This is a genomic window from Effusibacillus lacus (assembly GCF_002335525.1).
In the GTDB taxonomy this organism is placed as follows: Bacteria; Bacillota; Bacilli; order Tumebacillales; family Effusibacillaceae; genus Effusibacillus; species Effusibacillus lacus.
The window spans coordinates 21,238-46,354 of sequence record NZ_BDUF01000019.1 but is presented as its reverse complement, the minus strand read 5'-3'; the positions used below and the strand labels follow the sequence as shown (position 1 = coordinate 46,354).

Annotated in this window: 25 protein-coding genes and 1 other annotated feature; all 25 genes read left to right on the top strand. The window is 50.9% G+C overall.

Annotation, left to right across the window (positions count from 1 at the left end):
* The 25 genes from pssA to fusA all read left to right on the top strand — a co-directional run bounded on the left by pssA (position 1) and on the right by fusA (position 25,091).
* Positions 1 to 729 carry a CDP-diacylglycerol--serine O-phosphatidyltransferase gene (gene pssA, locus EFBL_RS04995; protein WP_096181041.1) on the top strand — a complete coding sequence of 243 codons (729 nt, stop codon included), beginning with the start codon at positions 1 to 3 and terminating at the stop codon, positions 727 to 729.
* A gap of 255 nt (positions 730 to 984) precedes the next feature.
* Positions 985 to 2,070, top strand: a complete 1,086-nt coding sequence (locus tag EFBL_RS04990; RefSeq protein ID WP_096181040.1) for a PIN/TRAM domain-containing protein — start codon at positions 985 to 987, stop codon at positions 2,068 to 2,070.
* An 81-nt stretch (positions 2,071 to 2,151) separates the two neighbouring features.
* The gene (ispD, locus tag EFBL_RS04985) at positions 2,152 to 2,835 is read left to right on the top strand and encodes a 2-C-methyl-D-erythritol 4-phosphate cytidylyltransferase (RefSeq protein ID WP_096181053.1); all 684 of its coding nucleotides are present in this window, start codon (positions 2,152 to 2,154) and stop codon (positions 2,833 to 2,835) included.
* Between the two features lie 11 nt (positions 2,836 to 2,846).
* Positions 2,847 to 3,323 (top strand): 2-C-methyl-D-erythritol 2,4-cyclodiphosphate synthase, encoded by a 477-nt coding sequence (ispF, locus tag EFBL_RS04980; RefSeq protein ID WP_096181039.1) that lies wholly within the window; start codon positions 2,847 to 2,849, stop codon positions 3,321 to 3,323.
* A gap of 82 nt (positions 3,324 to 3,405) precedes the next feature.
* Positions 3,406 to 4,854: a glutamate--tRNA ligase gene (gltX, locus tag EFBL_RS04975; protein ID WP_096181038.1), complete on the top strand. Its 1,449-nt coding sequence runs from the start codon at positions 3,406 to 3,408 to the stop codon at positions 4,852 to 4,854.
* 325 nt (positions 4,855 to 5,179) lie between these two features.
* The gene (cysE, locus tag EFBL_RS04965) at positions 5,180 to 5,842 is read left to right on the top strand and encodes a serine O-acetyltransferase (protein ID WP_096181036.1); all 663 of its coding nucleotides are present in this window, start codon (positions 5,180 to 5,182) and stop codon (positions 5,840 to 5,842) included.
* Positions 5,823 to 7,214: a cysteine--tRNA ligase gene (gene cysS, locus EFBL_RS04960; protein ID WP_096181035.1), complete on the top strand. Its 1,392-nt coding sequence runs from the start codon at positions 5,823 to 5,825 to the stop codon at positions 7,212 to 7,214. The genes cysE and cysS overlap by 20 nt, the downstream gene beginning before the upstream one ends.
* 4 nt (positions 7,215 to 7,218) lie before the next feature.
* Positions 7,219 to 7,638 carry a Mini-ribonuclease 3 gene (locus EFBL_RS04955; RefSeq protein ID WP_096181034.1) on the top strand — a complete coding sequence of 140 codons (420 nt, stop codon included), beginning with the start codon at positions 7,219 to 7,221 and terminating at the stop codon, positions 7,636 to 7,638.
* 5 nt (positions 7,639 to 7,643) lie between these two features.
* Positions 7,644 to 8,495: a 23S rRNA (guanosine(2251)-2'-O)-methyltransferase RlmB gene (gene rlmB, locus EFBL_RS04950; RefSeq protein WP_096181033.1), complete on the top strand. Its 852-nt coding sequence runs from the start codon at positions 7,644 to 7,646 to the stop codon at positions 8,493 to 8,495.
* Positions 8,496 to 8,522: 27 nt separating this feature from the next.
* Positions 8,523 to 9,038, top strand: coding sequence for an NYN domain-containing protein (locus EFBL_RS04945; RefSeq protein ID WP_096181032.1), 516 nt, complete (start codon positions 8,523 to 8,525; stop codon positions 9,036 to 9,038).
* A gap of 71 nt (positions 9,039 to 9,109) precedes the next feature.
* Positions 9,110 to 9,769 (top strand): RNA polymerase sporulation sigma factor SigH, encoded by a 660-nt coding sequence (gene sigH, locus EFBL_RS04940; protein ID WP_231705685.1) that lies wholly within the window; start codon positions 9,110 to 9,112, stop codon positions 9,767 to 9,769.
* Between the two features lie 156 nt (positions 9,770 to 9,925).
* Positions 9,926 to 10,075 (top strand): 50S ribosomal protein L33, encoded by a 150-nt coding sequence (gene rpmG / locus EFBL_RS04935; RefSeq protein WP_096181031.1) that lies wholly within the window; start codon positions 9,926 to 9,928, stop codon positions 10,073 to 10,075.
* 28 nt (positions 10,076 to 10,103) lie between these two features.
* Positions 10,104 to 10,301 carry a preprotein translocase subunit SecE gene (gene secE, locus EFBL_RS04930; protein WP_096181030.1) on the top strand — a complete coding sequence of 66 codons (198 nt, stop codon included), beginning with the start codon at positions 10,104 to 10,106 and terminating at the stop codon, positions 10,299 to 10,301.
* A 55-nt stretch (positions 10,302 to 10,356) separates the two neighbouring features.
* Positions 10,357 to 10,890, top strand: coding sequence for a transcription termination/antitermination protein NusG (gene nusG, locus EFBL_RS04925; protein WP_096181051.1), 534 nt, complete (start codon positions 10,357 to 10,359; stop codon positions 10,888 to 10,890).
* A 74-nt stretch (positions 10,891 to 10,964) separates the two neighbouring features.
* Complete coding sequence (rplK, locus tag EFBL_RS04920) at positions 10,965 to 11,390, top strand: 50S ribosomal protein L11 (RefSeq protein WP_096181029.1); 426 nt, start codon at positions 10,965 to 10,967, stop codon at positions 11,388 to 11,390.
* 102 nt (positions 11,391 to 11,492) lie between these two features.
* Complete coding sequence (gene rplA / locus EFBL_RS04915; protein ID WP_096181028.1) at positions 11,493 to 12,197, top strand: 50S ribosomal protein L1; 705 nt, start codon at positions 11,493 to 11,495, stop codon at positions 12,195 to 12,197.
* A 57-nt stretch (positions 12,198 to 12,254) separates the two neighbouring features.
* Positions 12,255 to 12,393, top strand: a sequence feature (ribosomal protein L10 leader region).
* 21 nt (positions 12,394 to 12,414) lie between these two features.
* Entirely contained in the window at positions 12,415 to 12,906 is a 492-nt protein-coding gene (gene rplJ, locus EFBL_RS04910) for a 50S ribosomal protein L10 (protein WP_424955061.1), read from the top strand.
* A gap of 53 nt (positions 12,907 to 12,959) precedes the next feature.
* Positions 12,960 to 13,328 (top strand): 50S ribosomal protein L7/L12, encoded by a 369-nt coding sequence (rplL, locus tag EFBL_RS04905; protein ID WP_096181026.1) that lies wholly within the window; start codon positions 12,960 to 12,962, stop codon positions 13,326 to 13,328.
* 98 nt (positions 13,329 to 13,426) lie between these two features.
* Entirely contained in the window at positions 13,427 to 14,050 is a 624-nt protein-coding gene (locus EFBL_RS04900; RefSeq protein ID WP_096181050.1) for a class I SAM-dependent methyltransferase, read from the top strand.
* 267 nt (positions 14,051 to 14,317) lie between these two features.
* On the top strand, positions 14,318 to 17,851 hold the full coding sequence (gene rpoB, locus EFBL_RS04895) for a DNA-directed RNA polymerase subunit beta (RefSeq protein WP_096181025.1): 3,534 nt from the start codon (positions 14,318 to 14,320) through the stop codon (positions 17,849 to 17,851).
* 15 nt (positions 17,852 to 17,866) lie between these two features.
* A complete protein-coding gene (rpoC, locus tag EFBL_RS04890) occupies positions 17,867 to 21,505 on the top strand; it encodes a DNA-directed RNA polymerase subunit beta' (protein ID WP_096181024.1) in 3,639 nt (1,212 codons plus the stop codon).
* Positions 21,506 to 21,659: 154 nt separating this feature from the next.
* Entirely contained in the window at positions 21,660 to 21,911 is a 252-nt protein-coding gene (locus tag EFBL_RS04885) for a ribosomal L7Ae/L30e/S12e/Gadd45 family protein (RefSeq protein WP_096181023.1), read from the top strand.
* 116 nt (positions 21,912 to 22,027) lie between these two features.
* A complete protein-coding gene (gene rpsL, locus EFBL_RS04880) occupies positions 22,028 to 22,447 on the top strand; it encodes a 30S ribosomal protein S12 (protein WP_096181022.1) in 420 nt (139 codons plus the stop codon).
* Positions 22,448 to 22,488: 41 nt separating this feature from the next.
* Entirely contained in the window at positions 22,489 to 22,959 is a 471-nt protein-coding gene (gene rpsG, locus EFBL_RS04875; RefSeq protein WP_096181021.1) for a 30S ribosomal protein S7, read from the top strand.
* 59 nt (positions 22,960 to 23,018) lie between these two features.
* Positions 23,019 to 25,091 (top strand): elongation factor G, encoded by a 2,073-nt coding sequence (fusA, locus tag EFBL_RS04870; protein ID WP_096181020.1) that lies wholly within the window; start codon positions 23,019 to 23,021, stop codon positions 25,089 to 25,091.
* The last annotated feature ends 26 nt before the right edge of the window (positions 25,092 to 25,117 follow it).

The window sequence follows — 25,117 nt, the reverse complement described above, 5'->3', positions numbered from 1 at the left end:
ATGTTTGTTAAAGCGCTTCCAAGCGCTTTTACGTTAGGCAATCTTTTTCTTGGTATCATTTCCATCATTCTGGCTTTCAATGATGAATTCGGCCTGGCTGCCATTCTGGTCATTGTCGGCATGCTGCTTGACGGTCTGGATGGTCGCATTGCGCGGGCGTTAAATGCCACCAGCGAGTTTGGCAAGGAATTGGATTCCCTGTCGGACGTTATCTCATTCGGTGTAGCTCCCGCTTTTATCATGTATGGCGTTATTCTGCACCAGCTGGGTTGGGTGGGAATGGTCATTACCGGTATTTTTCCCATCTGCGGGGCGCTTCGTCTGGCGCGGTTCAATGTGATGGCGGGCAATCCCAACTATTTCGTGGGCTTGCCAATTACGGCAGCGGGGGGAATCCTGGCTACCATGGCCCTTTATCAAAATCTGATTCCCGCCTCGAAAGTGATTCTTCCAATTGCGATGCTGGGATTGTCTTATCTGATGATCTCCCGTATCAAATATCCCAACTTCAAGAAAGTCGGCATTCCTAAAGCGGCTTACTGGATCGTGCCTGTTCTGGCCGCTTTTGTCACTTTCGTGTTCGTCTACTATCCGGAGCAGGCCAGCAAGCTGATCTTTCTTCCCCTGGCTCTGTATGCCATTTACGGGTTAAAAAAAAACTATAGAACCTCCAAGAAAAAACGCAAAATAATAGTGCAGGATTCCTTGGACTCCAAGTTTGAATTGTAATATTGCCAGCGTTGACATCCACGAGGCTTTCTTTCCGGTCACATTGCATCCCGGTGCAGAGTGTCGCGATGGAAGCCTTTTAAATTTTATTGACGAATACTGTCGAAATATGCTATGATTTAAAATTCAAAAATTTGACTCCCTTCGACTGCTGTGCTACTCTTTGTGTGTAATAAAAATTATTGATTTTTCCAGGGTGTTGTTTTTTTACTTCTAGTTCTTGTCTATAATGTCTAAAAGGAGGTGAAACGGTCTGTGATTAAAAAAATTGTGCATTTGTTTTTCGCAGTCACCGGGATCGTTCTTGGCTACACATTGGGGCCGACGTTATTTGGACTCATTCGTTTTGATTCTGTCAGTTTAGATTATCCTCCGTTTACATCGCCGCTTTTCGGGGCGATTGTTGGCGGTCTGATTTTTATTCTTTTATCGGCATGGATGGTCAATTACAGTGTCTCGATGATCCGGTGGTTTGAAGAAAAACTGCTGAAAGCCCCGTTGTCGGATGTGTTTGCAGGAGTAGTCGGTACAGTGGCGGGTCTTATAATCGCCTATCTGTTGACTCCTGCGATTACCAGTATTCCAATTGTAGGAAATGTGGTGCAAATTTTTACCAGTGCATTGCTCGGGATCTTGGGGTTCCGGATCGGATACAGCAAACGGGAAGAGTTGATATCCTTCTTTCCCAACAAGTTCGGCAACAAGGACAAGCAAAAGAGTCCATTCAAAGCAGGAGATGCAAAGATCCTGGACACCAGCGTGATTATTGACGGGCGGATTGCAGACATTATTCAAACGGGATTTCTAGACGGAACTCTGGTCATCCCAACCTTTGTACTGGGGGAACTGCAGCATATTGCCGATTCCTCAGACGTTTTGAAGCGGAACCGCGGACGCCGGGGACTGGATATCCTCAACCGGATCCAGAAGGAACTGAAGATCAAGGTCAATATTCTTGATATTGACTTCGATGAAATTCAGGAAGTGGATTCGAAACTGATCCGTTTGGCGAAACAGATGAACGGCAAGGTGGTCACCAACGACTTCAATTTGAACAAAGTATGTGAACTGCAAGGGGTTGAGGTGCTTAACATCAACGACCTTGCCAATGCGGTCAAACCGGTCGTATTGCCGGGAGAAGAGATCCTGGTGCAGGTGATCAAGGACGGAAAAGAATACGGCCAGGGCATCGGTTACCTGGATGACGGTACCATGATTGTGGTTGAGGGCGGCAAGGATTTTATCGGTTCTCGTCTTGAGGTAATGGTGACGAGTGTGCTGCAAACCTCGGCCGGCCGGATGATTTTTGCAAAACCAAAGCTGCTTGAGAAAGCATTGTAATATGCTGTATGATTAGGAGGGTCTCTTTCTTATGAGGCCCTTTTCCATTAGCAAGTGTTGGGGAAGGCATGGGTGAGCAAAGTGAAAGTATCAGCGATTGTGGTGGCGGCCGGGAACGGAACCCGGATGCGTACCGACAAGAAGAAGCCTTACATGGATATTGCGGGTGAACCGTTACTTGTCCGGACTTTGCGGGCGATAGAAAGCTCCCCTTTGGTACGGGAGATTGTGCTGGTAGTCGGTGAGGAAGATTTGAATGAGGCAAAACTTCTGGTGGACCAATATGGGATCCGGCGTGTCACCCGGTATGCGGCAGGTGGAATTGAACGGCAGGATTCGGTTCGCAACGGATTGGAAGCCCTTGACTCTGCCCCCGATCTGGTAGTGGTGCATGATGGAGCACGCCCGTTCGTCACCGCAGAAGAAATGGAACGGGTGATTCAGGCTGCGGCGGATTGCGGTGCAGCCATAATCGGAACACCTGTGAAGGATACCATTAAAAGAGTGAGTAACGGGCTGGTACAGGAAACGATTCCAAGGAATGATTTGTATTCGGTGCAGACGCCACAGGCGTTTCGGACGCAACTCTTGAGGGAAGCGCATGAAAAGGCGGCAAGGAATGGTTTCAGGGGAACTGACGATGCATCCCTTGTGGAATGGACAGGCCACCCGGTAAAGATCGTCGAAGGGTCTTATCGCAACATTAAGATTACTACACCCGAAGATCTGGTAGTTGCGGAAGCGTTTCTGCAGAAGGACAGATGAGGGGGACTGGCATGATACGTGTTGGAATCGGATTTGATGTGCATCAATTGGTGGAGGGGCGTCCGTTGATCATTGGCGGTGTGACCATTCCTTATGAGAAAGGGTTGCTTGGTCATTCGGATGCTGACGTGCTGCTTCATTCTGTGAAAGATGCACTGCTGGGTGCCATCGGAGAAGGGGATATCGGCAGGCACTTTCCCGATACGGACGAGCGTTACCGGGGAGCGGACTCAGTTGACCTCTTGCGTCACGTCTGGCGTCTGGTGAGAGACAAAGGATACCGGCTGGGGAACATCGATTGTACCGTGATCGCCCAAAAACCGAAATTGGCCCCCTACATCGAAGAAATGCGGGGCGTGATTGCCAAAGAACTGGATGCGGACTTGTCCCAGATCAATGTCAAGGCCACGACCACGGAAAAATTGGGCTTTACGGGGCGCGGTGAAGGGATTGCGGCACAGGCTGTTGTACTATTATTTACCCCATAAAGTTATGCCAGAGCAACAAGTTGCTGGGTCAACATGCGGGAAACCCGAAAAAATATTATGCATCGAAACGGGAGTGGATTCTATGACGGTAAGAGTTCGATATGCGCCCAGTCCTACCGGACATTTACATATAGGTGGGGCAAGAACGGCCCTGTTTAATTACCTGTTGGCCAGGAAGGCGGGAGGCACTTACATCCTGCGAATTGAAGATACCGATCAGTCCCGTAATGTGGAACATGCGGATGAAAAGTTTCTGGAGAATTTCAAATGGTTGGGTCTGCATTGGGATGAAGGGCCTGGCGTGGGCGGGGAATACGGCCCGTACAGTTGTATGGAACGGCTTCCTGTATACAATGAATATGTAAATCAACTGTTGGAGCAAGGAAAGGCCTATTATTGCTACTGCACCGAAGAGGAACTGGAGAAAGAGCGGGAAGAAGCGATGGCCCAGGGCCAAATGCCCCGTTATTCCGGACGTTGCCGCAGTTTGACACCCGATCAAAAGTCCGCTTATGAAAAGGAAGGACGGAAGAAGACGATACGTTTCCGGGTGCCTGATGGAAAGATCATCAAGTTTACCGATCTTGTCCGTGGAGACATGCACTTTGAATCGGACGGCATCGGCGATTATGTGATTGTAAAGTCGGACGGGATTCCCACCTACAATTTTGCTGTTACCATCGACGACCACCTCATGAAGATCAGTCATGTGATCCGCGGGGAGGAGCACCTGTCCAATACCCCCAGGCAAATTTTGATCTATGATGCTTTCGGTTGGGACAAACCGCAATTTGCCCATGTATCCCTGATCCTGAACCGGGACGGAAAGAAGCTTTCCAAACGGGACGAATCCATCATTCAGTTCATAGAACAATATCGCAACCTCGGCTATTTGCCGGAAGCGATCCTCAATTATCTGGCGCTGCTCGGGTGGTCTCCCGGCGGTGAACAGGAGATTTTCTCGCTGGAAGAGCTGGTGCAGGCTTTCTCGCTTGACAGAGTTTCCAAATCGGGTGCAATCTTTGACACGGAGAAACTGGCCTGGATGAACAGCCATTACATCAAACAGGCGGATCTTCAGCGCATCGTTGAATTGGCAATCCCTCATCTGCAGCAGGCAGGATACATCGGGGAGACCTTTGACCACTCCTGGGTAACCAAACTGGTGGCCTTGCACAAGGAAAAAATGTCCTATGTGGCGGAACTTCCGGAGTTGGCCAAACAGTTCTTTGAAGATGACTTGGTCTATGCGGGGGAAGCTGCGGAAATTCTGCAAGAGGAGCAGGTCCCCGTTGTGGTGGCAGCTTTCCTTGAGAAAGCGAAACAAATGCCGGAGTGGACAGCCGGATCGATTCAGCTGGCCCTCAAAGAAATTCAGAAAGAAACGGGCTATAAGGGGCGTGCCTTGTTCATGACCGTGCGGGTTGCGGCCACCGGACAGGTGCACGGACCGGATCTGAATCAGTCCCTGGAGCTGTTGGGCCGGGAACGTGTAATAACCCGTTTGCAAAATATATTGGTAAAATCTTAAACTTGAGGTAAAATAGCGAATAATACCGGAAAGAATACAACAAGGACGAGTACACGCCCGGAACGTGTCAGAGAGTCGCCGTCACCGGCTGCAAGCGGCGACCACGGGAAAAGCGTGGAATGCCCCTTGTTTTCGCGGGAGGAAAGGCTGTTGCCGAGTAATGCCCGACGGATGCCGCCGTTATCCGGCAATCGAGTTACCCCCGGCCTTTTGTAGGTTTTTCGGGGTTTCAGAGTGGAACCGCGGACGCAAACCGCCTCTGATTGGGAGGCGGTTTTTTGTTTTGCGACCAGTCACGCTATGGATGATGTGAGGGGGAAGCTGCATGTGGAAATTGATGAAGGAAGATGTGCAAGCCGTTTTTGACCGGGATCCTGCCGCCAGAAGCGTCTTTGAGGTTGTGCTGACATATTCGGGATTGCATGCATTATGGGCCCACCGGGTGGCTCATGCTTTCTATAAGAAAGGGTATTTCACTCTTGCGCGGTTTATCTCACAATTGGCCCGGTTTGTGACAGGCATTGAAATTCACCCGGGTGCCAGGATCGGCCGCAGGCTGTTTATCGACCATGGATCTGGCGTGGTGATTGGGGAGACTGCCGAAATTGGCGATGATGTAACCATTTACCAAGGAGTTACTTTAGGTGGTACCGGCAAAGAGAAGGGAAAGCGTCATCCGACTATCGGCAATAATGTCTTGATCTCATCCGGTGCGAAAGTGTTGGGTTCCATTACAGTAGGCGACAATTGCAAGATAGGTGCCGGGTCGGTGGTCTTGAAACCGGTGCCTCCTAATTCTACTGTTGTCGGGGTGCCGGGTCGAGTGGTCGTCCAGAACGGGAGGCGGATTGACGACCTTGATCAGTGCAATTTGCCCGACCCCGTAATGGAAGCCATCAAGCAGATGCAGGAAGAGATTGCGTTGTTGCGCAAGGAACTGGAAACGGTAAAAAGCGGAGGAGATCGGCGTGACCATCAGGATTTATAATACATTGACCCGCCGGAAAGAAGAGTTTGTCCCTGTGGAACCGGGCAAAGTCCGGATGTATGTTTGCGGGCCCACCGTTTACAACTATTTTCACATTGGCAATGCCCGGCCTTTTTTGATCTTTGATGTGGTCAGGCGTTATCTGGAATACAGCGGGTATGAGGTAACCTATGTCCAAAACTTTACCGATGTGGATGACAAAATCATCCGGGTGGCAAATGAGGAGGGTGTGCACCCCCAGGTGGTGGCTGACCGTTTTGTAAAAGCCTATTTTCATGACGCAGAATCCATCGGGATTCGCAGGGCGGATGTCCATCCGCGCGTAACTGAGCATATGCAGGAAATCCTTGAGATGATCGGTTTGTTGATTGAGAAAGGGTTTGCTTATGAGGTAGACGGAGACGTCTACTACAGCACGACGAAGTTTCCGGACTACGGCAAGCTGTCCAAACAGCCGATTGATGATTTGTTGGCGGGTGCCCGCATTGAAATCTCGGAGAAGAAACGCAACCCGCTGGATTTTACATTATGGAAAGCGGCCAAACCGGGTGAAGTCAGTTGGCCATCCCCTTGGGGACAAGGGCGTCCGGGCTGGCACATAGAATGTTCCGCCATGAGCAAAAAGTATCTGGGCGATACAATCGATATTCATGCGGGCGGCCATGACCTGATTTTTCCCCATCATGAAAACGAAATTGCCCAGTCGGAAGCCGCCAACGGAACAACCTTCGCCCGATACTGGATGCACAACGGCTATATCAACATTAACAACGAGAAGATGTCCAAGTCCTTGGGCAACTTCGTTCTGGTTCATGAACTGATTGACCAGTACGATCCGCGGGTCATCCGTTATTTCTTGCTGTCGGCCCACTACCGCAATCCGATCAACTTCTCTCAGGAATTGATGGAACAGGCAGCTGTCGGATTGGAGAGGGTTGACACCGCTGTTTCCAACATGAGCCATTGGTTGGCAAATGCGCCGGAAGGGGATTCTGACAAGAAAGAAGATCAGTCGATATGGAAGGCGAAATTCACCGAAGCGATGAACGACGATTTCAACACGGCTGACGCCATTGCAGCCATCTTTGAACTGGTTCGGGAGGCGAACTCCTATCTTCATGGGACTCACCCCGAGCCTGCCATCGTAAGGAGCTACCGTGACGTTCTGGTGGAACTGACGGATGTGTTGGGACTTGCGCCAACACTTGAAACCAATCGGCTGGCTTCAGAGGTGGAACGATTGATACAGGAAAGGACATTGGCCCGGCAGAACCGAGACTTTAAGCGGGCGGACGAAATTCGCGACCAATTGACAGCGATGGGCATTATACTGGAAGATACACCGCAAGGCGTAAGATGGAAACGGAAGTGAATCCATGGAACAATTAAAGGCCGAAACCACACGCAACCCGCAGGAAATGCCGGGTTTGGCACTTGCCTATATGGGGGATGCCGTATGGGAACTGCTTGTACGCCAGCATCTGCTGGGGCAAGGAGAAATGCGCCCCCACCGTTTGCAGAAAATGTCGGTGTATTATGTGAAAGCCAAGTCCCAAGCGCAAATCCTGCACTTCCTGTCGGGAGACCTGACGGAAGAAGAGGCTTCTGTTGTGCGACGGGGGAGGAACGCCAAATCGGGCACCGTTCCGAAAAATGCGGATGTGATTGACTATCGTCACAGCACAGGTTTTGAGAGTTTAATCGGGTACCTGTACCTGAAGGGGGAACATGAGCGGCTTCGCCAGTTGGCCGCCAGTGCCATCCAATACGTAGATACGATACTGCGAAAGGGTTGATTTTCATGGCTAAAGCTGAGCGTACAAAAAGGCGGGGCCGGGTGGAACCGGGCACCAAGGCTCAATCCAGAACGGCGGGCAAACGGGAGGTGCAGCCCCATGCTGCTTCCAAAGAAAACATTGAACAGATTGAAGGCCGCCACCCTGTATTGGAAGCGTTAAAAAGCGGCCGTGAGCTGAACAAGATCCTCATGGCGGAAGGGGTGGAAGGCGGTTCGGCAAACGAAATTCTGGCCCGGGCAAAAGAGCGGGGAGTGGTTGTCCAGCGGGTTCCCAAGGCGAAGCTGGATACGATTTCTGTTACAAGAAATCACCAGGGGGTTCTCGCCTACCTGGCCGCCAAAGATTACGTGGATCTGGAAGTGATACTGGAGGCGGCAGACCGGTCTCCGCGTCCCGGGCTGATTGTCGTCCTTGATGAAATTGAGGATCCCCACAATCTGGGCTCCATCTTGCGGACTGCAGACGGAGCGGGGGCTCATGGAGTCATCATCCCCAAACGGCGCGCGGTGCCTTTGACCGCCGTCGTGGCAAAGGCGTCGGCGGGAGCGATTGAGCATGTTCCGGTAGCCCGTGTGACCAACATCTCGCAAACTCTGGAAGGTTTGAAAAAAGCGGGCTACTGGGTAATCGGAACAGACGTCGGCGCAGCAGCCATGTACCATCAGGTTGACATGACCGGTCCGGTGGTGCTGGTGATTGGCAATGAAGGAAAAGGTTTGGGCGAAGTGGTGAAGAAACGGTGCGATCATCTGATCCGTTTGCCGATGATTGGTCATGTGCAGTCGCTCAATGCCGGAGTGGCAGCCGGAATCCTGTTGTATGAAGCCGTCCGTCAGCGTGGGAGCAGGAGTTAAACCGGCTCTCGCGGTTGTAGAGTAACCATGAAAGAAGTATTGATCGTTGACGGGTACAACATTATCGGTTCCTGGCCGCAGCTTGTCGAGTTGAAGCGGGAGAGTCTTGAACTGGCCCGTGATGAGTTGATCGGAATTCTGAAGGAATATCAAAAGTTTACAGGGATGCAGGTCATTCTTGTGTTTGACGCCCATTTGATGCAGGGAGCCAGAAGGGAATACCGGCCGGGTCAGATCCGGGTTCTGTTCACCAAAGAGGAAGAAACGGCGGACGAGCTGATTGAAAGGATCGTTTACGAGATGGAAAAACAAGCCACCCATATCTACGTGGCCACCTCGGATCTTGTGGAACAGCAGATTACCTTTGGCGGGGGGGCTCTTCGCATTTCTGCCCGGGAACTGGAAGCCCGTATCAAAGAGGCTCGCAAATCGATCCGAAAACATGTGAAAAGATTAGAAAATCAAAGAAATACAATTGGCGATCAATTAGATGAGAAAGTGGCGGAAATATTCGAAAAATGGAGGAGAAAAGACATAGATTGACAATTGACCCCTGAAGATTACATAAAGTATAATTGGCTTATCTTTTGAGTTGTGCCGGGTCGGAGGGATTAGTGTTGTCATCGAATCTCCATTTGCAATTGGTAGATGAGGTTAAAGGTTGGAGCGAATTTTCAGACGAAGACCTGGTTGAAGCAGTCAGGGGCGGCGACGATGAAGCGCTTGAACACCTGATTCACAGATACAAGAACTTTGTCAAAGCCAAAGCCCGTTCCTATTTTTTAATCGGGGCTGACCGGGAAGACATTGTGCAGGAAGGTATGATCGGCCTCTACAAATCGATTCGCGACTATCGCGACGACAAACTCACTTCCTTCAAAGCATTCGCCGAACTGTGCATCACAAGGCAGATTATCACTGCCATCAAGACAGCCACCCGTCAGAAACATATTCCCCTCAACTCTTATGTTTCGTTGGACAAGCCCATCTATGACGAAGATTCGGATCGTACCCTGCTGGATGTGATCTGCGGTTCCCGTGTTTCGGACCCGGAGGAACTTCTTATCAACCAGGAGGAATTTGTTGACATAGAAGCCAAGATGGGCGAGATACTTAGCGATTTGGAGCGCAAGGTGCTGATGCTGTACCTGGATGGGCGTTCCTATCAAGAGATTGCAGTGGACCTGAAACGGCATGTGAAGTCAATTGACAACGCTTTGCAGCGGGTCAAGAGGAAGTTGGAACGATATCTTGAAGTCCGGGACATCAATTAGCACCGGATTTTTTTTGTTTGACATCGCATACCCCTTATGCTAAATTTATTTAGGTATCCATGGCGCGAGATGGCGCTTTTTTAGCGCCTTCAAATGCGCTTTCAACCCCTTTGGGGATTGAATCGGACTAAGAAGTACCTGTAGGAGGTGTCTCGGATGCGTGTTGCGGTAACGCTGGCGTGCACGGATTGCAAACAGCGCAATTATATTACCAAGAAGAACAAGAAGACCAACCCGGATCGCATCGAACTGAAAAAGTACTGTAAGTTCTGTAACCACCACACTGTTCATCGCGAAACTCGATAAGTGTTCGTGAGTTGAAACGAGGTATCGTATGAAGATAGTGTCGGGAGTAGTCTCCTTCTTCCGTGAGGGATGGGGAGAGTTGAAGAGAGTCCGCTGGCCGAGCCGGAAAGAATTGCTGTCATACACGGTGGTCGTGTTAACCACTTGTATCATTATGGCAATTGTGATTTTTTTATTCGATCTTGGTGTCAGCGAATTGCTGAAGTTGATTGGTTTGGGTCGATAGGCAACTATTTGGATCAGGGGGGGAAGGGCAACCGCCCTCAACGCAAATGGAGAACATGGAAAAACGTTGGTATGTGGTGCATACCTATTCCGGTTATGAAAACAAAGTGAAAACCAACCTCGAGCGGCGTGTCCAGTCCATGGAGATGCAGGACAAGATCTTCCGTGTCCTCGTTCCGATGGAAGAAGAGATGGAAGTCAAGAACGGGAGGAAGAAAGCGGTGATGCGCAAAGTCTTCCCCGGGTATGTTCTGGTCGAAATGATCATGACGGATGATTCCTGGTATGTGGTGCGGAATACGCCAGGCGTTACCGGGTTTGTCGGTTCTGCCGGTTCGGGATCCAAGCCGACTCCGCTCATGCCGCATGAGGTTCGTGCCATTCTCCGGCAAATGGGTGTTGAAGAGACCAAACCCAAGGTCGAATTCACGGTCAAAGAAGCTGTGCGGGTTGTGGAAGGTCCCTTTGCCAATTTTGTGGGCAGTGTGGAAGAAATTCATCCGGATAAACAGAAAGTTAAAGTGCTTGTTTCCATGTTTGGCCGAGAAACCCCTTTGGAACTTGATTTTTCGCAAATCGAGAAGTTATAATAAAGCCTGTTTGACTGTTTTGCCGTGGGAGGGCGTCTGCCCGTCTACCACATTACGAGAAGGAGGTGGATGTTGTGGCTAAGAAAGTGATCAAAGTTGTGAAGCTTCAGATTCCTGCCGGTAAAGCCACCCCTGCACCGCCGGTTGGTCCTGCGCTGGGTCAGGCTGGGGTTAACATTATGGGTTTCTGTAAGGAATTCAACGCACGTACGGCAGAACAAGGCGGCCTGATCATTCCTGTTGTGATCACCGTTTATGAAGACCGTTCCTTCACGTTCGAAACGAAGACTCCGCCGGCGGCTGTTCTGTTGAAGAAAGCTGCAGGCATCGAGACAGCTTCGGGTGAGCCGAACAAGAAGAAAGTTGCTACTCTCAAACGTGCCAAGGTTCGCGAAATCGCGGAAACCAAGATGGCGGATCTCAATGCGGCCAGCGTTGAAGCAGCCATGCGCATGGTGGAAGGCACTGCCCGTTCCATGGGTATTGTCATCGAAGATTAATTGAAGCGGCACGCTGGGTGCCGTTGTCGTGAGGTTGGATATTCCAACCTTTGTTCGTGGGAGGTCCCGACCGTTATACCACATAAGGAGGAAATGTAAGCAATGGCGAAACAAGGCAAGAAATACTTGGAAGCTGCCAAGCTGGTCGACAAGGACGCGTTCTACGACCCTGCGGAAGCGGTAGCTCTGGTTAAAAAAACGGCCAAGGCGAAGTTTGACGAAACTGTCGAAGTGGCGGTCCGTCTCGGCCTTGACGTGAAAAAAGCGGATCAGCAACTCCGCGGTGCGGTGGTTCTGCCGCACGGCACCGGTAAAGTTCCCCGTGTTCTCGTGTTCGCAAAAGGCGAAAAGGCAAAAGAAGCGGAAGCTGCAGGCGCTGATTATGTGGGAGATGACGACCTGATCAACAAAATCAACCAAGGTTGGTTTGATTTTGATGTTGTGGTTGCGACTCCTGACATGATGGCATCTGTTGGTAAATTGGGACGTGTGCTGGGACCCAAGGGTCTCATGCCGAACCCCAAAACGGGTACTGTAACCTTTGACGTCAAGAAAGCGGTTGACGAAATCAAATCCGGTAAGATTGAATACCGCACCGACAAGGCTGGTAACATTCACGCCCCGATCGGCAAGGTTTCTTTCGATGAAGGGAAACTGCTCGACAACTTCTTCGTGTTGATCGACACCCTGCAAAAAGCAAAGCCGGCTGCCGCTAAAGGTCAATACATTCGCAACATCACCGTGAGCTCCACCATGGGCCCCGGAGTGAAAGTGAATTTGGCCAAGCTGACACCTGAAGCAAAGTAACAGAATTTACACTTTGACATCCCGATGCCGACATGGTATGATGTCAATCGTGTGACGACAATTGAAATCGACGAACCGTAGACAGCAGGTGTGCGATTGCACTTAATTCTTCCTGCCGAGGTTGTGAACGTGATAGATGCAAGTTATGCATGTTCAGAGTCCTCGTATGTCTACGGGGACTCTTTTTGCTTGAAGTGACTGTGCAGGAGGTGTAATGATGGGAATCCGTGAAGAAAAAGCGCAATTAGTCCAGGAAATTTCGCAAAAACTGCGCGACAGCAAAAGCACGATCGTAACCGACTACCGCGGACTTACTGTGGCGGAAGTTACGGAGCTGCGCAAGAAGCTTCGCGAAGCTGGCATTGAATACAAAGTGTTGAAAAACACCATGACCCGCCGTGCAACTGCTGAAGTGGGACTGTCTGAACTGGACCAGCATCTGACCGGTCCGACTGCGATTGCTTTCTCGTATGACGATGTTGTGGCGCCTGCCAAAATCCTCAACGATTTTGCCAAGACCCACAAAGCGCTCGAGCTGAAAGCGGGCGTTGTTGAAGGACGGGTTGTCGGACTTGAAGAAGTTAAGGCGCTGGCTGAGTTGCCGTCCCGCGAGGGTCTTCTCTCCATGTTGCTCAGCGTGCTGCAAGCTCCGATGCGGAACTTTGCATACGCCGTCAAGCAAGTGGCAGACCAGAAAGAACAAGCGTAAAGCCGCGTAATATCGCATAAAAACAAAACCATTTTTTTGGGGAGGTACAATCCATGTCGAAAGAACAAATCATTGAAGCGATTAAAGGCATGTCCGTTCTCGAACTGAACGAACTTGTTAAAGCCATTGAAGAAGAGTTTGGCGTAACTGCTGCTGCTCCGGTTGTTATGGCTGGTGGCGCGGCTGCTGGCGGAGCCGTTGCCGAAGAGCAAACCGAATTTGACGTTATCCTCGCAAGCGCAGGTGCTTCCAAGATCAACGTGATCAAGGTTGTTCGTGAAATCACCGGTCTGGGCCTGAAGGAAGCGAAAGACATCGTTGACAACGCTCCGAAGCCGATCAAAGAAAAGACTTCCAAAGAAGATGCGGAAGCAATCAAAGCGAAGCTCGAAGAAGCTGGCGCTTCTGTTGAAATCAAGTAAGTGCTTTGTATGCGAAAGGGCTGTTCCCGGAACGGCCCTTTTTTGTTTTTTTGCACCGCTTTCGCTATAATGTGAAAAGCAACTTGGTAAGAGGATGGATGACGGTGGTTGAGCATTATTTTTCAAATTACCCGACGGTTGCCCGCGATTTGCGGCTTGTACGCGATCGCCTGCGTCAATTTGATTTGGAGTTTTGGACGGATGCGGGTGTATTCTCAAAAGGGGGTGTCGATTTCGGAAGCCGTTTGTTAATTGAAACGATGGACATTCCGAATGGCGCCCGGGTTTTGGATGTGGGGTGCGGATATGGTCCCATTGGGATCACGGCGGCAAAGCTGGCGCCCGATGGTCACGTCCTGATGATTGACGTGAACGGGCGGGCGGTGGAATTGGCCAGGAAAAACGCGGGACAGAACGGGGTCAAGAATGTGGAAGTGCGTCAAAGCGACCTGTTTTTCAATGTGCACGAACGTTCTTTTGACCGGATCTTGACCAATCCGCCGATCAGGGCAGGAAAAGCGGTGGTCCATGAAATCTTTGAAGAGGCGGCCATGCGAGTAAACCAGTCAGGTGAACTGTGGGTGGTCATCCAAAAGAAGCAGGGGGCCCCGTCAGCCAAAAAGAAACTGGAAGAATTGTTTGAAGAAGTGGACGATGTGGCGAAAGATGCAGGCTATCGCATCTTTCGTTGCAGGAAAAGCAAAAGCGAAGTCAAGACTTGACAACTGCATTTTTTAAACAACTTTCGTTGACAAGGGATTGACCGTATGGTATCGTAAGAAAATGCGTAAAGATAATGTCTGATTTTTCAATGGTTACGTGCGAATATTTTGCATAATTGTTGGGCAAAAGGAAAAAGTAACCATTTTTGTGTTTACAAGCTCGAAACTTATATCGTCCCGATACTATTGTGTCGGGAGGTATGTTTTTTATTCGGGCTTTTTTCTATCTAGTATGGATAGTTGAACATATGGTGAGGGGTGACAGTTTTGCAGGGACAACTTGTTCAGTATGGTCGGCGTCAACGTCGTACATACGCTCGAATCGAAGAAGTGATGGAGCTGCCAAACCTTATTGAAATCCAGCAGAAATCTTACGAATGGTTCCTGGCTGAAGGGCTGAAGGAGATGTTCCAGGAGATTTCCCCAATTCAGGATTTCACTGGCAACCTGGTGCTGGAGTTCATTGATTACAGCTTGGGTGAGCCGAAGTACGACGTGGAAGAATCAAAAGAGCGGGATGTTACATATGCTGCTCCTTTGCGTGTCAAAGTTCGCCTGATCAACCGTGAAACCGGCGAGGTGAAAGAGCAGGAAGTTTTCATGGGCGATTTCCCGTTGATGACCGAAACTGGCACCTTTATCATCAATGGGGCAGAACGGGTTATTGTCAGTCAGTTGGTGCGCTCGCCAAGCGTTTACTTCAACACCAAAACGGATAAAAACGGCAAAAAGGCATATACCGCAACGGTGATCCCCAATCGCGGGGCTTGGCTCGAACTGGAAACGGATGCCAAGGATATTGTGTATGTACGAATTGACCGCACAAGGAAAATTCCGGTGACGGTTCTTTTGCGTGCATTGGGATACTCCACCGATGCGGAAATTATTGATTTGCTTGGAGAAAGCGAGTACCTGCGCAATACATTGGACAAAGACAATACGGATTCATCCGAAAAAGCATTGTTGGAGATCTATGAGAGACTCCGTCCGGGTGAACCTCCCACACTGGATAACGCCAGAAACCTGCTGATTTCCCGCTTCTTTGACCCGAAGCGATACGATTTGGCGAATGTGGGACGCTACAAGATCAATAAGAAACTCCATATCAAGAATCGTTTATTGAACCAACGCCTTGCCGAATCGCTGGTGGACCGCAACACGGGGGAGGTGTTGGCCGAAGCGGGCCAAGTCATTGACCGCCGTTTGCTCGACCGGATTCTCCCGGCGCTTGAAGAGTCGGTTAACTTTGTTGAATACAAGACCACATCCGGCGTTGTGGCGGAAGAACAGATCTTGCTGCAGGAAGTCAAGATTTACTCGCCGCTGGAAGAGGGTAAAGTGATCAAGGTCATCGGCAATGCGGGTGTGGAGAAGAACGTGAAACATATTACCGCTGCCGATATTATTGCTTCCATTTCCTATTTTATGAATCTTCTTTACGGAGTTGGATCAACTGACGATATCGACCATTTGGGGAACCGTCGTCTTCGTTCTGTCGGCGAACTGCTGCAGAACCAGTTCCGGATCGGATTGTCCAGGATGGAACGCGTGGTTCGTGAACGGATGTCGATCCAGGATGCCAATGCGATCACACCGCAAGCACTGATCAATATTCGACCGGTCATTGCTGCCATTAAAGAATTCTTTGGCTCCAGCCAGTTGTCCCAGTTCATGGACCAAACCAACCCGTTGGCCGAGCTTACGCACAAGCGCCGTCTGTCAGCGCTGGGGCCCGGCGGTTTGACCCGTGAACGGGCAGGTTTCGAAGTGCGGGACGTCCACCATTCTCACTATGGGCGGATGTGTCCGATCGAGACACCGGAAGGTCCGAACATTGGTTTGATTAACTCGCTGTCTACTTATGCCCGCATCAATGAGTACGGGTTTATTGAAACCCCGTACCGCAGAGTCGATCCGGAAACAGGCCGTGTGACCAACACCATACATTACCTGACGGCGGATGAAGAAGACAACTATGTAATTGCGCAGGCAAACGTAAACCTGGACGAACAGGGCAATTTCCTGGATTCTTCGGTAATTGTCCGGTATAAGGAAGAAACTTTGATCCTGCCGCCTGACCGTGTGGACTATGTGGACGTTTCCCCGAAACAGGTGGTATCTGTTGCTACTGCCCTGATACCGTTCCTGGAGAACGATGACGCAAACCGCGCGTTGATGGGATCGAACATGCAGCGGCAAGCGGTTCCGCTGCTGATCCCTAATGCCCCGTTTGTAGGTACCGGATTGGAGCACAAAGCTGCCAAGGACTCCGGTGCAGTTGTGGTCAGCAAGCAGAACGGGATTGTCGAACGGGTTGATGCAAGCGAGATCTGGATCAGGGAACAACAGGAAGTTGACGGCAAACTGGTGAAGGGAAACCTCCACAAGTACAGACTCTTGAAATTCTCCCGTTCCAACCAGGGTACTTGTATCAACCAGCGGCCGATTGTAAGGGTTGGCGAAACCGTCAGCAAAGGAGAAATTATTGCGGACGGACCGGCAACCGATCAGGGTGAATTGGCCATTGGCAAGAACGTGCTCGTGGCATTTATGACCTGGGAAGGGTACAACTACGAGGACGCGATCTTGCTTTCGGAAAAGCTTGTGAAGGAAGATGTGTACACTTCCATTCACATCGAGGAATATGAAGCGGAAGCCCGCGACACCAAGCTGGGACCGGAAGAAATTACCCGCGACATCCCGAACGTCGGGGAAGATGCTCTGAGAAACCTTGATGAACGGGGAATCATCCGAATCGGGGCTGAAGTAAACGCAGGAGACATTCTTGTCGGCAAAGTGACCCCGAAGGGTGTAACGGAACTGACTGCGGAAGAGCGTTTGCTCCATGCGATCTTCGGTGAAAAAGCCCGTGAAGTCCGTGACACATCCGTGCGCGTGCCTAACGGCGGTGCGGGCATCATCGTTGATGTCAAAGTGTTTACGCGTGAAAACGGCGACGAACTCCCGCCGGGAGTTAACCAGCTTGTACGTGTCTATATTGCCCAGAAGCGGAAAATCTCCGAGGGTGACAAAATGGCAGGCCGTCACGGCAACAAAGGTGTTGTCGCGCGGATCATGCCGGAAGAAGACATGCCGTTCCTGGAAGACGGTACGCCTGTGCAGGTTGTATTGAATCCGTTGGGAGTTCCTTCGCGGATGAATATCGGACAGGTGTTGGAAGTGCACCTGGGGATGGCTGCAAGGAGCCTGGGCATTCATGTGGCAACGCCGGTCTTTGATGGAGCTACGGAAGATGACGTGTTTGACACACTGGAAGAAGGCGGCCTTGCCCGTGACGGCAAGCATGTGCTGTATGACGGAAGAACCGGTGAACCGTTTGAGAACCGGGTTACTGTCGGTGTCATGTATATGCTGAAGCTTCACCACCTGGTTGACGACAAAATCCACGCGCGTTCAACCGGTCCCTACTCGCTGGTCACCCAGCAGCCGCTTGGCGGCAAGGCCCAGTTTGGCGGACAGCGGTTCGGTGAGATGGAGGTTTGGGCGCTTGAAGCATACGGTGCCGCCTACACCCTGCAAGAAATCCTCACCGTCAAATCGGACGATGTCATCGGCCGTGTGAAAACTTATGAAGCGATCGTGAAAGGTGAAAACGTCCCTGAACCGGGTGTTCCTGAATCGTTCAAGGTCCTTATTAAGGAACTTCAGTCCCTCGGTATGGACGTGAAGATCTTGTCGGAAGACGAACAGGAAATTGTCATGCGTGAGATTGACGACGATGACGATTCGGGCGAAAAGCTCAACCTGAATCTGGAAGCACGTGAAGTTAACGAAGATTAAGGGAGGTAAAGCCCTTTGCTGGACGTCAATAACTTTGAGTATATGAAGATTGGGTTGGCATCTCCTGAGAAAATCCGCTCCTGGTCTCACGGAGAAGTGAAGAAACCCGAGACCATCAACTACCGTACGTTGAAACCGGAAAAAGAAGGCCTCTTTTGCGAGAAAATTTTCGGTCCCACCCGGGACTGGGAATGTCATTGCGGTAAATACAAGCGGGTCCGTTACAAAGGCGTGGTTTGTGACCGCTGCGGCGTCGAAGTCACCCGCGCCAAAGTCCGCCGTGAACGGATGGGGCACATTGAGTTGGCTGCCCCTGTCTCGCACATCTGGTTTTTCAAAGGCATTCCAAGCCGTATGGGCTTGATTCTGGATATGTCGCCCCGGGCTCTCGAAGAAGTCATCTACTTTGCTTCCTACGTGGTGACCGAACCTGGCGACACCCCGCTCGAGAAGAAACAGTTGCTGTCCGAAAAGGAATATCGCGCACATCGTGAAAAATACGGGTATGCATTCCAGGCGGGAATGGGTGCTGAAGCAATCAAAAAGCTGCTTTTGGACATCAACCTGGACAAGGAAGTGGACCTCCTTAAGGAGGAACTGAAAACAGCCCAAGGACAAAGGCGCAACCGTGCAATCAAGCGTCTGGAAGTGCTTGAGGCTTTCCGTACCTCCGGCAATCGTCCGGAATGGATGATACTTGACGTTCTTCCCGTTATCCCGCCGGAACTTCGTCCGATGGTACAACTTGACGGGGGACGGTTTGCGACGTCTGATCTGAACGATTTGTACCGCCGGGTGATCAACCGGAACAACCGTTTGAAGCGTTTGTTGGACCTTGGTGCCCCCGACATTATCGTTCAGAACGAGAAGCGGATGCTGCAGGAAGCGGTTGACGCTTTGATTGACAACGGTCGCCGCGGGCGTCCGGTAACAGGTCCCGGTAATCGTCCGCTTAAATCCCTTTCCCACATGCTCAAAGGGAAGCAGGGACGCTTTCGTCAAAACCTGCTTGGGAAAAGGGTTGACTATTCAGGTCGTTCCGTTATCGTGGTTGGACCACACTTGCGAATGTATCAATGTGGTCTTCCGAAAGAAATGGCATTGGAACTGTTCAAGCCGTTTGTCATGAAAGAGCTCGTGGCAAAAGGCCTTGCTCACAATATCAAATCGGCGAAACGCAAAGTGGAGAGAGTTTCACCGGAAGTATGGGACGTGCTGGAAGAAGTGATCCGGGAGCACCCGGTGCTTCTGAACCGGGCACCTACCCTGCACCGATTGGGCATTCAGGCGTTTGAGCCCGTTCTCGTGGAAGGCCGTGCTATCAAACTGCATCCCCTGGTGTGTACGGCGTATAACGCCGACTTTGACGGTGATCAGATGGCGGTCCATGTGCCGCTTTCGGCGGAAGCCCAGGCGGAAGCGCGCCTTCTGATGCTGGCGGCGCACAACATCCTGAACCCGAAAGACGGAAAACCGGTTGTAACCCCTACCCAAGACATGGTTTTGGGCTCCTACTACCTGACGATGGAAAAATTGGGCAATCCCGGGGAAGGACGGATTTTCTCTTCGACGCATGAGGCGATTCTGGCTTACCAAAGTGATCAAGTTTCCTTGCACACTCGGGTTGTCATCCCGGTGAAAGCGTTGCGTAAGACCTCTTTCACACCGGAGCAGCAAAAGGGATTCTTGATCACCACCATCGGCAAGATCATCTTTAACGAGATCTTCCCGGCTGATTTCCCGTATATCAACGTTGGGGACAAAAAGAATCTGCTGAAGGGAGTTCCCGACGAGTTCTTTATTCTGGAAAAAGGCGTTGACATCAGAAGCCGCCTTCAGGAACTGCCCGTTCAAAACGCGGTTGTAAAAGGCTTCCTCGGTACAATCATTGCTGAAGTTTTCAATCGCTACGGCACTACACAAACGGCGGAAATTCTTGACAAGATCAAAGCCCTTGGCTTCTCGTATTCGACCAAAGCGGGCATCACCATCTCGGTGGCAGACATTACGGTTCCGGAAGAAAAGCAAAGGATCTTGGAAGAAGCGGAACAAAAGGTTCAAACCGTTACCAACCAGTACCGTCGCGGTTTGATTACGGACGACGAACGATATGACCGGGTGATCTCCATCTGGAGCAAGTCGAAAGATCTGATTACCGACGTACTGATGAAGTCGTTGGACCGTTACAATCCAATCTACATGATGGCGAACTCAGGAGCGCGGGGTAACGTGTCGCAGATTACCCAGTTGGCCGGAATGCGGGGCCTCATGGCGAATCCATCCGGACGCATCATCGAATTGCCGATCAAGTCCAATTTCCGGGAAGGGTTGACCGTATTGGAGTACTTTATCTCCACCCACGGCGCCCGTAAAGGTCTTGCGGACACAGCCCTGCGGACTGCGGACTCGGGTTACCTCACACGACGCTTGGTCGACGTTGCACAGGATGTGATTGTCCGAGAAGTGGACTGCGGTACCGACAAGGGGATCGTGGTTGATGAGATCCGTGACGGGAAAGAAGTCATTGAGGATCTGTTTGATCGAATCAACGGGCGGATTGCATTTGAAACGATCAAACATCCTCAAACCGGCGAAGTGATTCTTAACAGAAACGAGTTGATTACGGACGATATTGCCCGAACCATAGTCGATGCTGGAATAAGCCGGGTTCGAATCCGTTCGGTTCTTGCGTGCCGAACCAAGCATGGTGTTTGCATCAAGTGTTACGGGCGCAACCTGGCAACCGGAAAAATGGTTGAAATCGGTGAAGCGGTGGGAATCATCGCCGCTCAGTCGATCGGGGAACCCGGTACCCAGTTGACCATGCGTACCTTCCATACCGGGGGTGTCGCAGGAGATGACATTACTCAAGGTCTCCCGCGGATTCAGGAATTATTTGAAGCGCGTAATCCGAAGGGGCAGGCAATCATCACCGAGATGGACGGCGAAGTGACCGACATCCGTGAGGTCAAGGACAAACGGGAAATTGAGATTACAAGTGAGACGGAGACAAAGGTTTATCCGGTTCCTTACGGTTCTCGTATTCGCGTGGTGCAAGGCCAGAAAGTGGAAGCCGGGGACGAACTGACAGAAGGATCCGTTGATCCGAAAGATATGCTGAAAGTAAAGGGCATGCGCGGGGTGCAAAACTACCTCTTGCGTGAAGTGCAGCGTGTATATCGTCTGCAAGGCGTGGATATCAACGACAAGCACATTGAAGTAATGGTCCGTCAGATGCTGAGAAAAATCCGCATCATCGAGAACGGCGACACCGAATTGCTGCCTGGAACTTACGTGGATATCCATGAGTTTGAAGAAGCCAACTACCGAGCCTTGATCGATGGACGTGAACCGGCGGTCGGACGTCCTGCTCTGCTGGGTATCACCAAGGCATCTCTGGAAACCGATTCCTTCTTGTCGGCAGCTTCCTTCCAGGAGACCACAAGGGTTCTGACGGAAGCGGCAATCAAAGGCAAGGTGGACCGCCTGCTTGGCCTTAAGGAAAACGTTATTATCGGCAAACTGGTTCCTGCCGGTACTGGCATGTCACGTTATCGAAACATCAAGCTGGAAGGCGAGGAAGAGGCTGCGACTGACAACCGGGAGACCGATAACGATGCGGTGGAACGGGAAGTGGAAACGGTAGCGGAGTAATATCCACTGTACTCGGCGGGAAACATCCTGCCGAGTACAAATTTCACCAACAAATGTGAAGGTTATTTTGTTGACATGGATTCCTTAGACTGCTAGAATGATTTAGTGTGCTCACAGTCCTAGACGCATTTTGTTCGGGGGAGGGGTTGTCCGGATGCCGTTTGAACGGATTCGAGGTGCCAAAAACGTTGCTGTTGGCACGAATCAGACAACGAAAGCCTTGGAGCAATCTGCAGCAAGAGAAGTTTATGTTGCGAAAGATGCTGACAGGAAGATCGTCGATCGGATTGTCCATCTGTGCGAGGCCAAGAACACTCCGGTGATCTGGGTTGACTCGATGAAGCAACTTGGCAAGGCCTGTGGAATAGAAGTGGGTGCTGCAGCTGCAGCCATCCTGCTGGATTAACAGTTGAAATTACCAACGGTTTCTCACGACCGCACTTATTTCGACTGTTATTTATTTGATCTATTATGAACCGCCAGGCTCTGTGGGCTTGAGAATGTGGAAGGGGGTGTAGATGAATGCCGACTATTAATCAATTGGTTCGCAAAAGCCGCAAAGCGGTAGAGAAGAAGTCGACCGCTCCTGCTCTTCAAAAAGGGTATAACAGCTTTGAGAAGGAACAAACGAATCAGTCGTCTCCCCAAAAGCGTGGTGTATGCACCCGTGTGGGAACGATGACTCCGAAGAAGCCGAACTCCGCTCTGCGCAAATACGCTCGGGTTCGCTTGACCAACGGGATTGAAGTAACAGCGTACATTCCTGGTATTGGTCACAATCTGCAAGAACACTCTGTGGTTCTTGTGCGTGGCGGCCGTGTGAAAGATCTGCCAGGTGTTCGTTATCATATTGTTCGTGGTGCGCTTGACACTTCCGGTGTGAAAGACCGTATGCAAGGTCGTTCCAAGTACGGTGCAAAGCGTCCGAAGGCTAAATCCTAATTGTATAATCGTAGAACTGCTTTTGAAAGGAGGGGAATTGAATGCCGCGTAAAGGTCCTGTACCCCGTCGTGAAGTGCTTGCGGATCCGGTGTATAACAGCACAATGGTTACCCGCTTGATCAATAAAGTTATGATGGACGGCAAGAAGGGCATCGCTGAACGGATTGTATACGGTGCTTTTGATCGGGTTCGTGAAAAATCCGGTAAAGATCCGCTTGAAGTATTTGAAACGGCTTTGAAGAACATCATGCCTGTACTTGAGGTTAGGGCTCGCCGTGTGGGCGGCGCTAACTATCAGGTTCCGGTTGAGGTTCGTCCAGAGCGTCGCACCACCCTCGGAATCCGTTGGTTGGTCAACTACTCCCGTCTGCGTGGCGAGAAAACGATGGAAGAGAAGCTCGCCAACGAAATTCTCGATGCCGCAAACAACACGGGTGCTTCTGTCAAGAAGCGTGAAGACACCCACAAGATGGCTGAAGCAAACAAGGCGTTTGCTCACTATCGCTGGTAGGAAAAATCGCGGGCCTGCCCGGCCCTCTCGATACTTATGCGAAGAAAGGAGGCAATCGAATGGCTCGTCAGTTTCCGCTTGAGAAAACCCGTAACATAGGGATTATGGCTCATATTGACGCGGGGAAAACCACTACAACCGAACGTATCCTGTTCTACACGGGTCGTGTGCACAAAATCGGGGAAGTTCACGAAGGTGCAGCAACCATGGACTGGATGGTTCAGGAACAGGAACGCGGAATCACGATCACTTCCGCTGCTACCACCGCTCAATGGAAAGGTCATCGTATCAACATTATTGACACGCCGGGACACGTGGACTTCACTGTTGAAGTGGAACGTTCGTTGCGCGTCCTTGACGGTGCTGTTGGCGTTTTCTGTGCCAAGGGTGGCGTAGAACCCCAATCTGAAACCGTATGGCGTCAGGCGGACAAATATGGTGTTCCTCGGATCGCCTATGTAAATAAGATGGATATCATCGGTGCAGATTTTTATCGTGCCGTTGAACAAATGCGTACCCGTTTGAAGAAGAATGCAGTTCCCATTCAGTTGCCGATTGGTGCGGAAGATACATTCGTGGGAATGGTCGACCTGGTTGAGATGAAAGCGATCATCTATACCGACGACCTCGGCAAGGTTTCTGAAGCACGTGAGATTCCCGCCGAAATGAAGGATAAGGCTGAGGAATACCGTATGAAGCTTGTGGAAGCAGTTGCGGAATTGGACGAAGAACTAATGATGAAGTATCTGGAAGGCGAAGAGTTGACCTTGGAGGAAATCAAGGCGGCGCTGCGGAAAGGTACCATCAGCGGACAAATCGTTCCGGTTCTTTGCGGCTCTTCCTATAAAAACAAAGGGGTTCAACCGATGCTCGACGCGGTTGTTGACTACCTGCCGGCTCCGACTGATGTGCCTGATATCAAGGGCGTCAAGGAGGACGGTACGGAGATTACCCGTAAGTCCAGTGATACGGAGCCGTTCTCGGCGCTTGCTTTCAAGATCATGACAGACCCGTTTGTTGGGAAGCTTGCGTTCTTCCGTGTGTATTCAGGTGTTCTGAACTCCGGTTCCTACGTACTGAACTCCACGAAGAACAAGCGTGAACGAATTGGTCGTATCCTGCAGATGCACGCCAACCACCGCGAAGAAATTTCGACCGTTTATGCGGGGGATATAGCGGCTGCCGTGGGGCTGAAAGATACGACGACCGGTGACACCCTGTGCGACGAAAAGAATGTGGTCATTCTAGAATCGATGGAATTCCCGGATCCGGTGATTCACATAGCGATTGAACCAAAGACCAAGGCGGATCAGGACAAGATGGGTCTTGCGCTGGCGAAACTTGCGGAAGAAGATCCGACCTTCCGGACCCATACCGATCACGAAACCGGTCAAACGATCATTTCCGGCATGGGCGAATTGCACTTGGAAATCATCGTCGACCGCCTGCAGCGGGAATTCAAGGTGGAAGCAAACGTAGGGAAACCGCAGGTGGCTTACAAAGAAACCATCAAAGGCAAGACCAAGATCGAAGGCAAGTTCGTTCGCCAGTCCGGCGGTAAGGGTCAATACGGTCACGTATGGCTGGAGCTTGAACCGCTTGAACGCGGACAAGGCTACATCTTCGAAAACAAGATCGTCGGTGGTGTGGTTCCCAAAGAATACATCCCGGCTGTTGACGAAGGCGTGCAGGAAGCGATGGAAAACGGTGTCCTCGCGGGTTATCCGTTAATCGATATGAAGGTTACCATTGTTGACGGTTCGTACCACGATGTCGACTCCTCGGAAATGGCGTTTAAGATCGCCGGCTCCATGGCGTTGAAAGCGGGTGCGCTGAAAGCAGACCCGGTGCTGCTTGAACCGATCATGAAGGTTGAAGTGACGGTTCCGGAAGAATACATGGGAGACATCATGGGCGACATTAACTCCCGTCGTGGACGTATTGAAGGTATGGAAGCTCTGGCGGGTGGCCAAGTCATCCGTGGTTATGTACCTCTCTCCGAGATGTTCGGTTATGCAACCTCGCTGCGTTCGCGCACTCAGGGCCGCGGCAACTATTCGATGGAATTCCATTCCTACGAAGAGGTTCCAAAGAACATCGCGCAAGAGATTATCACTAAAAACAAAGGGTAATCATTCTCTGAAGAAAAGTGAGGAGT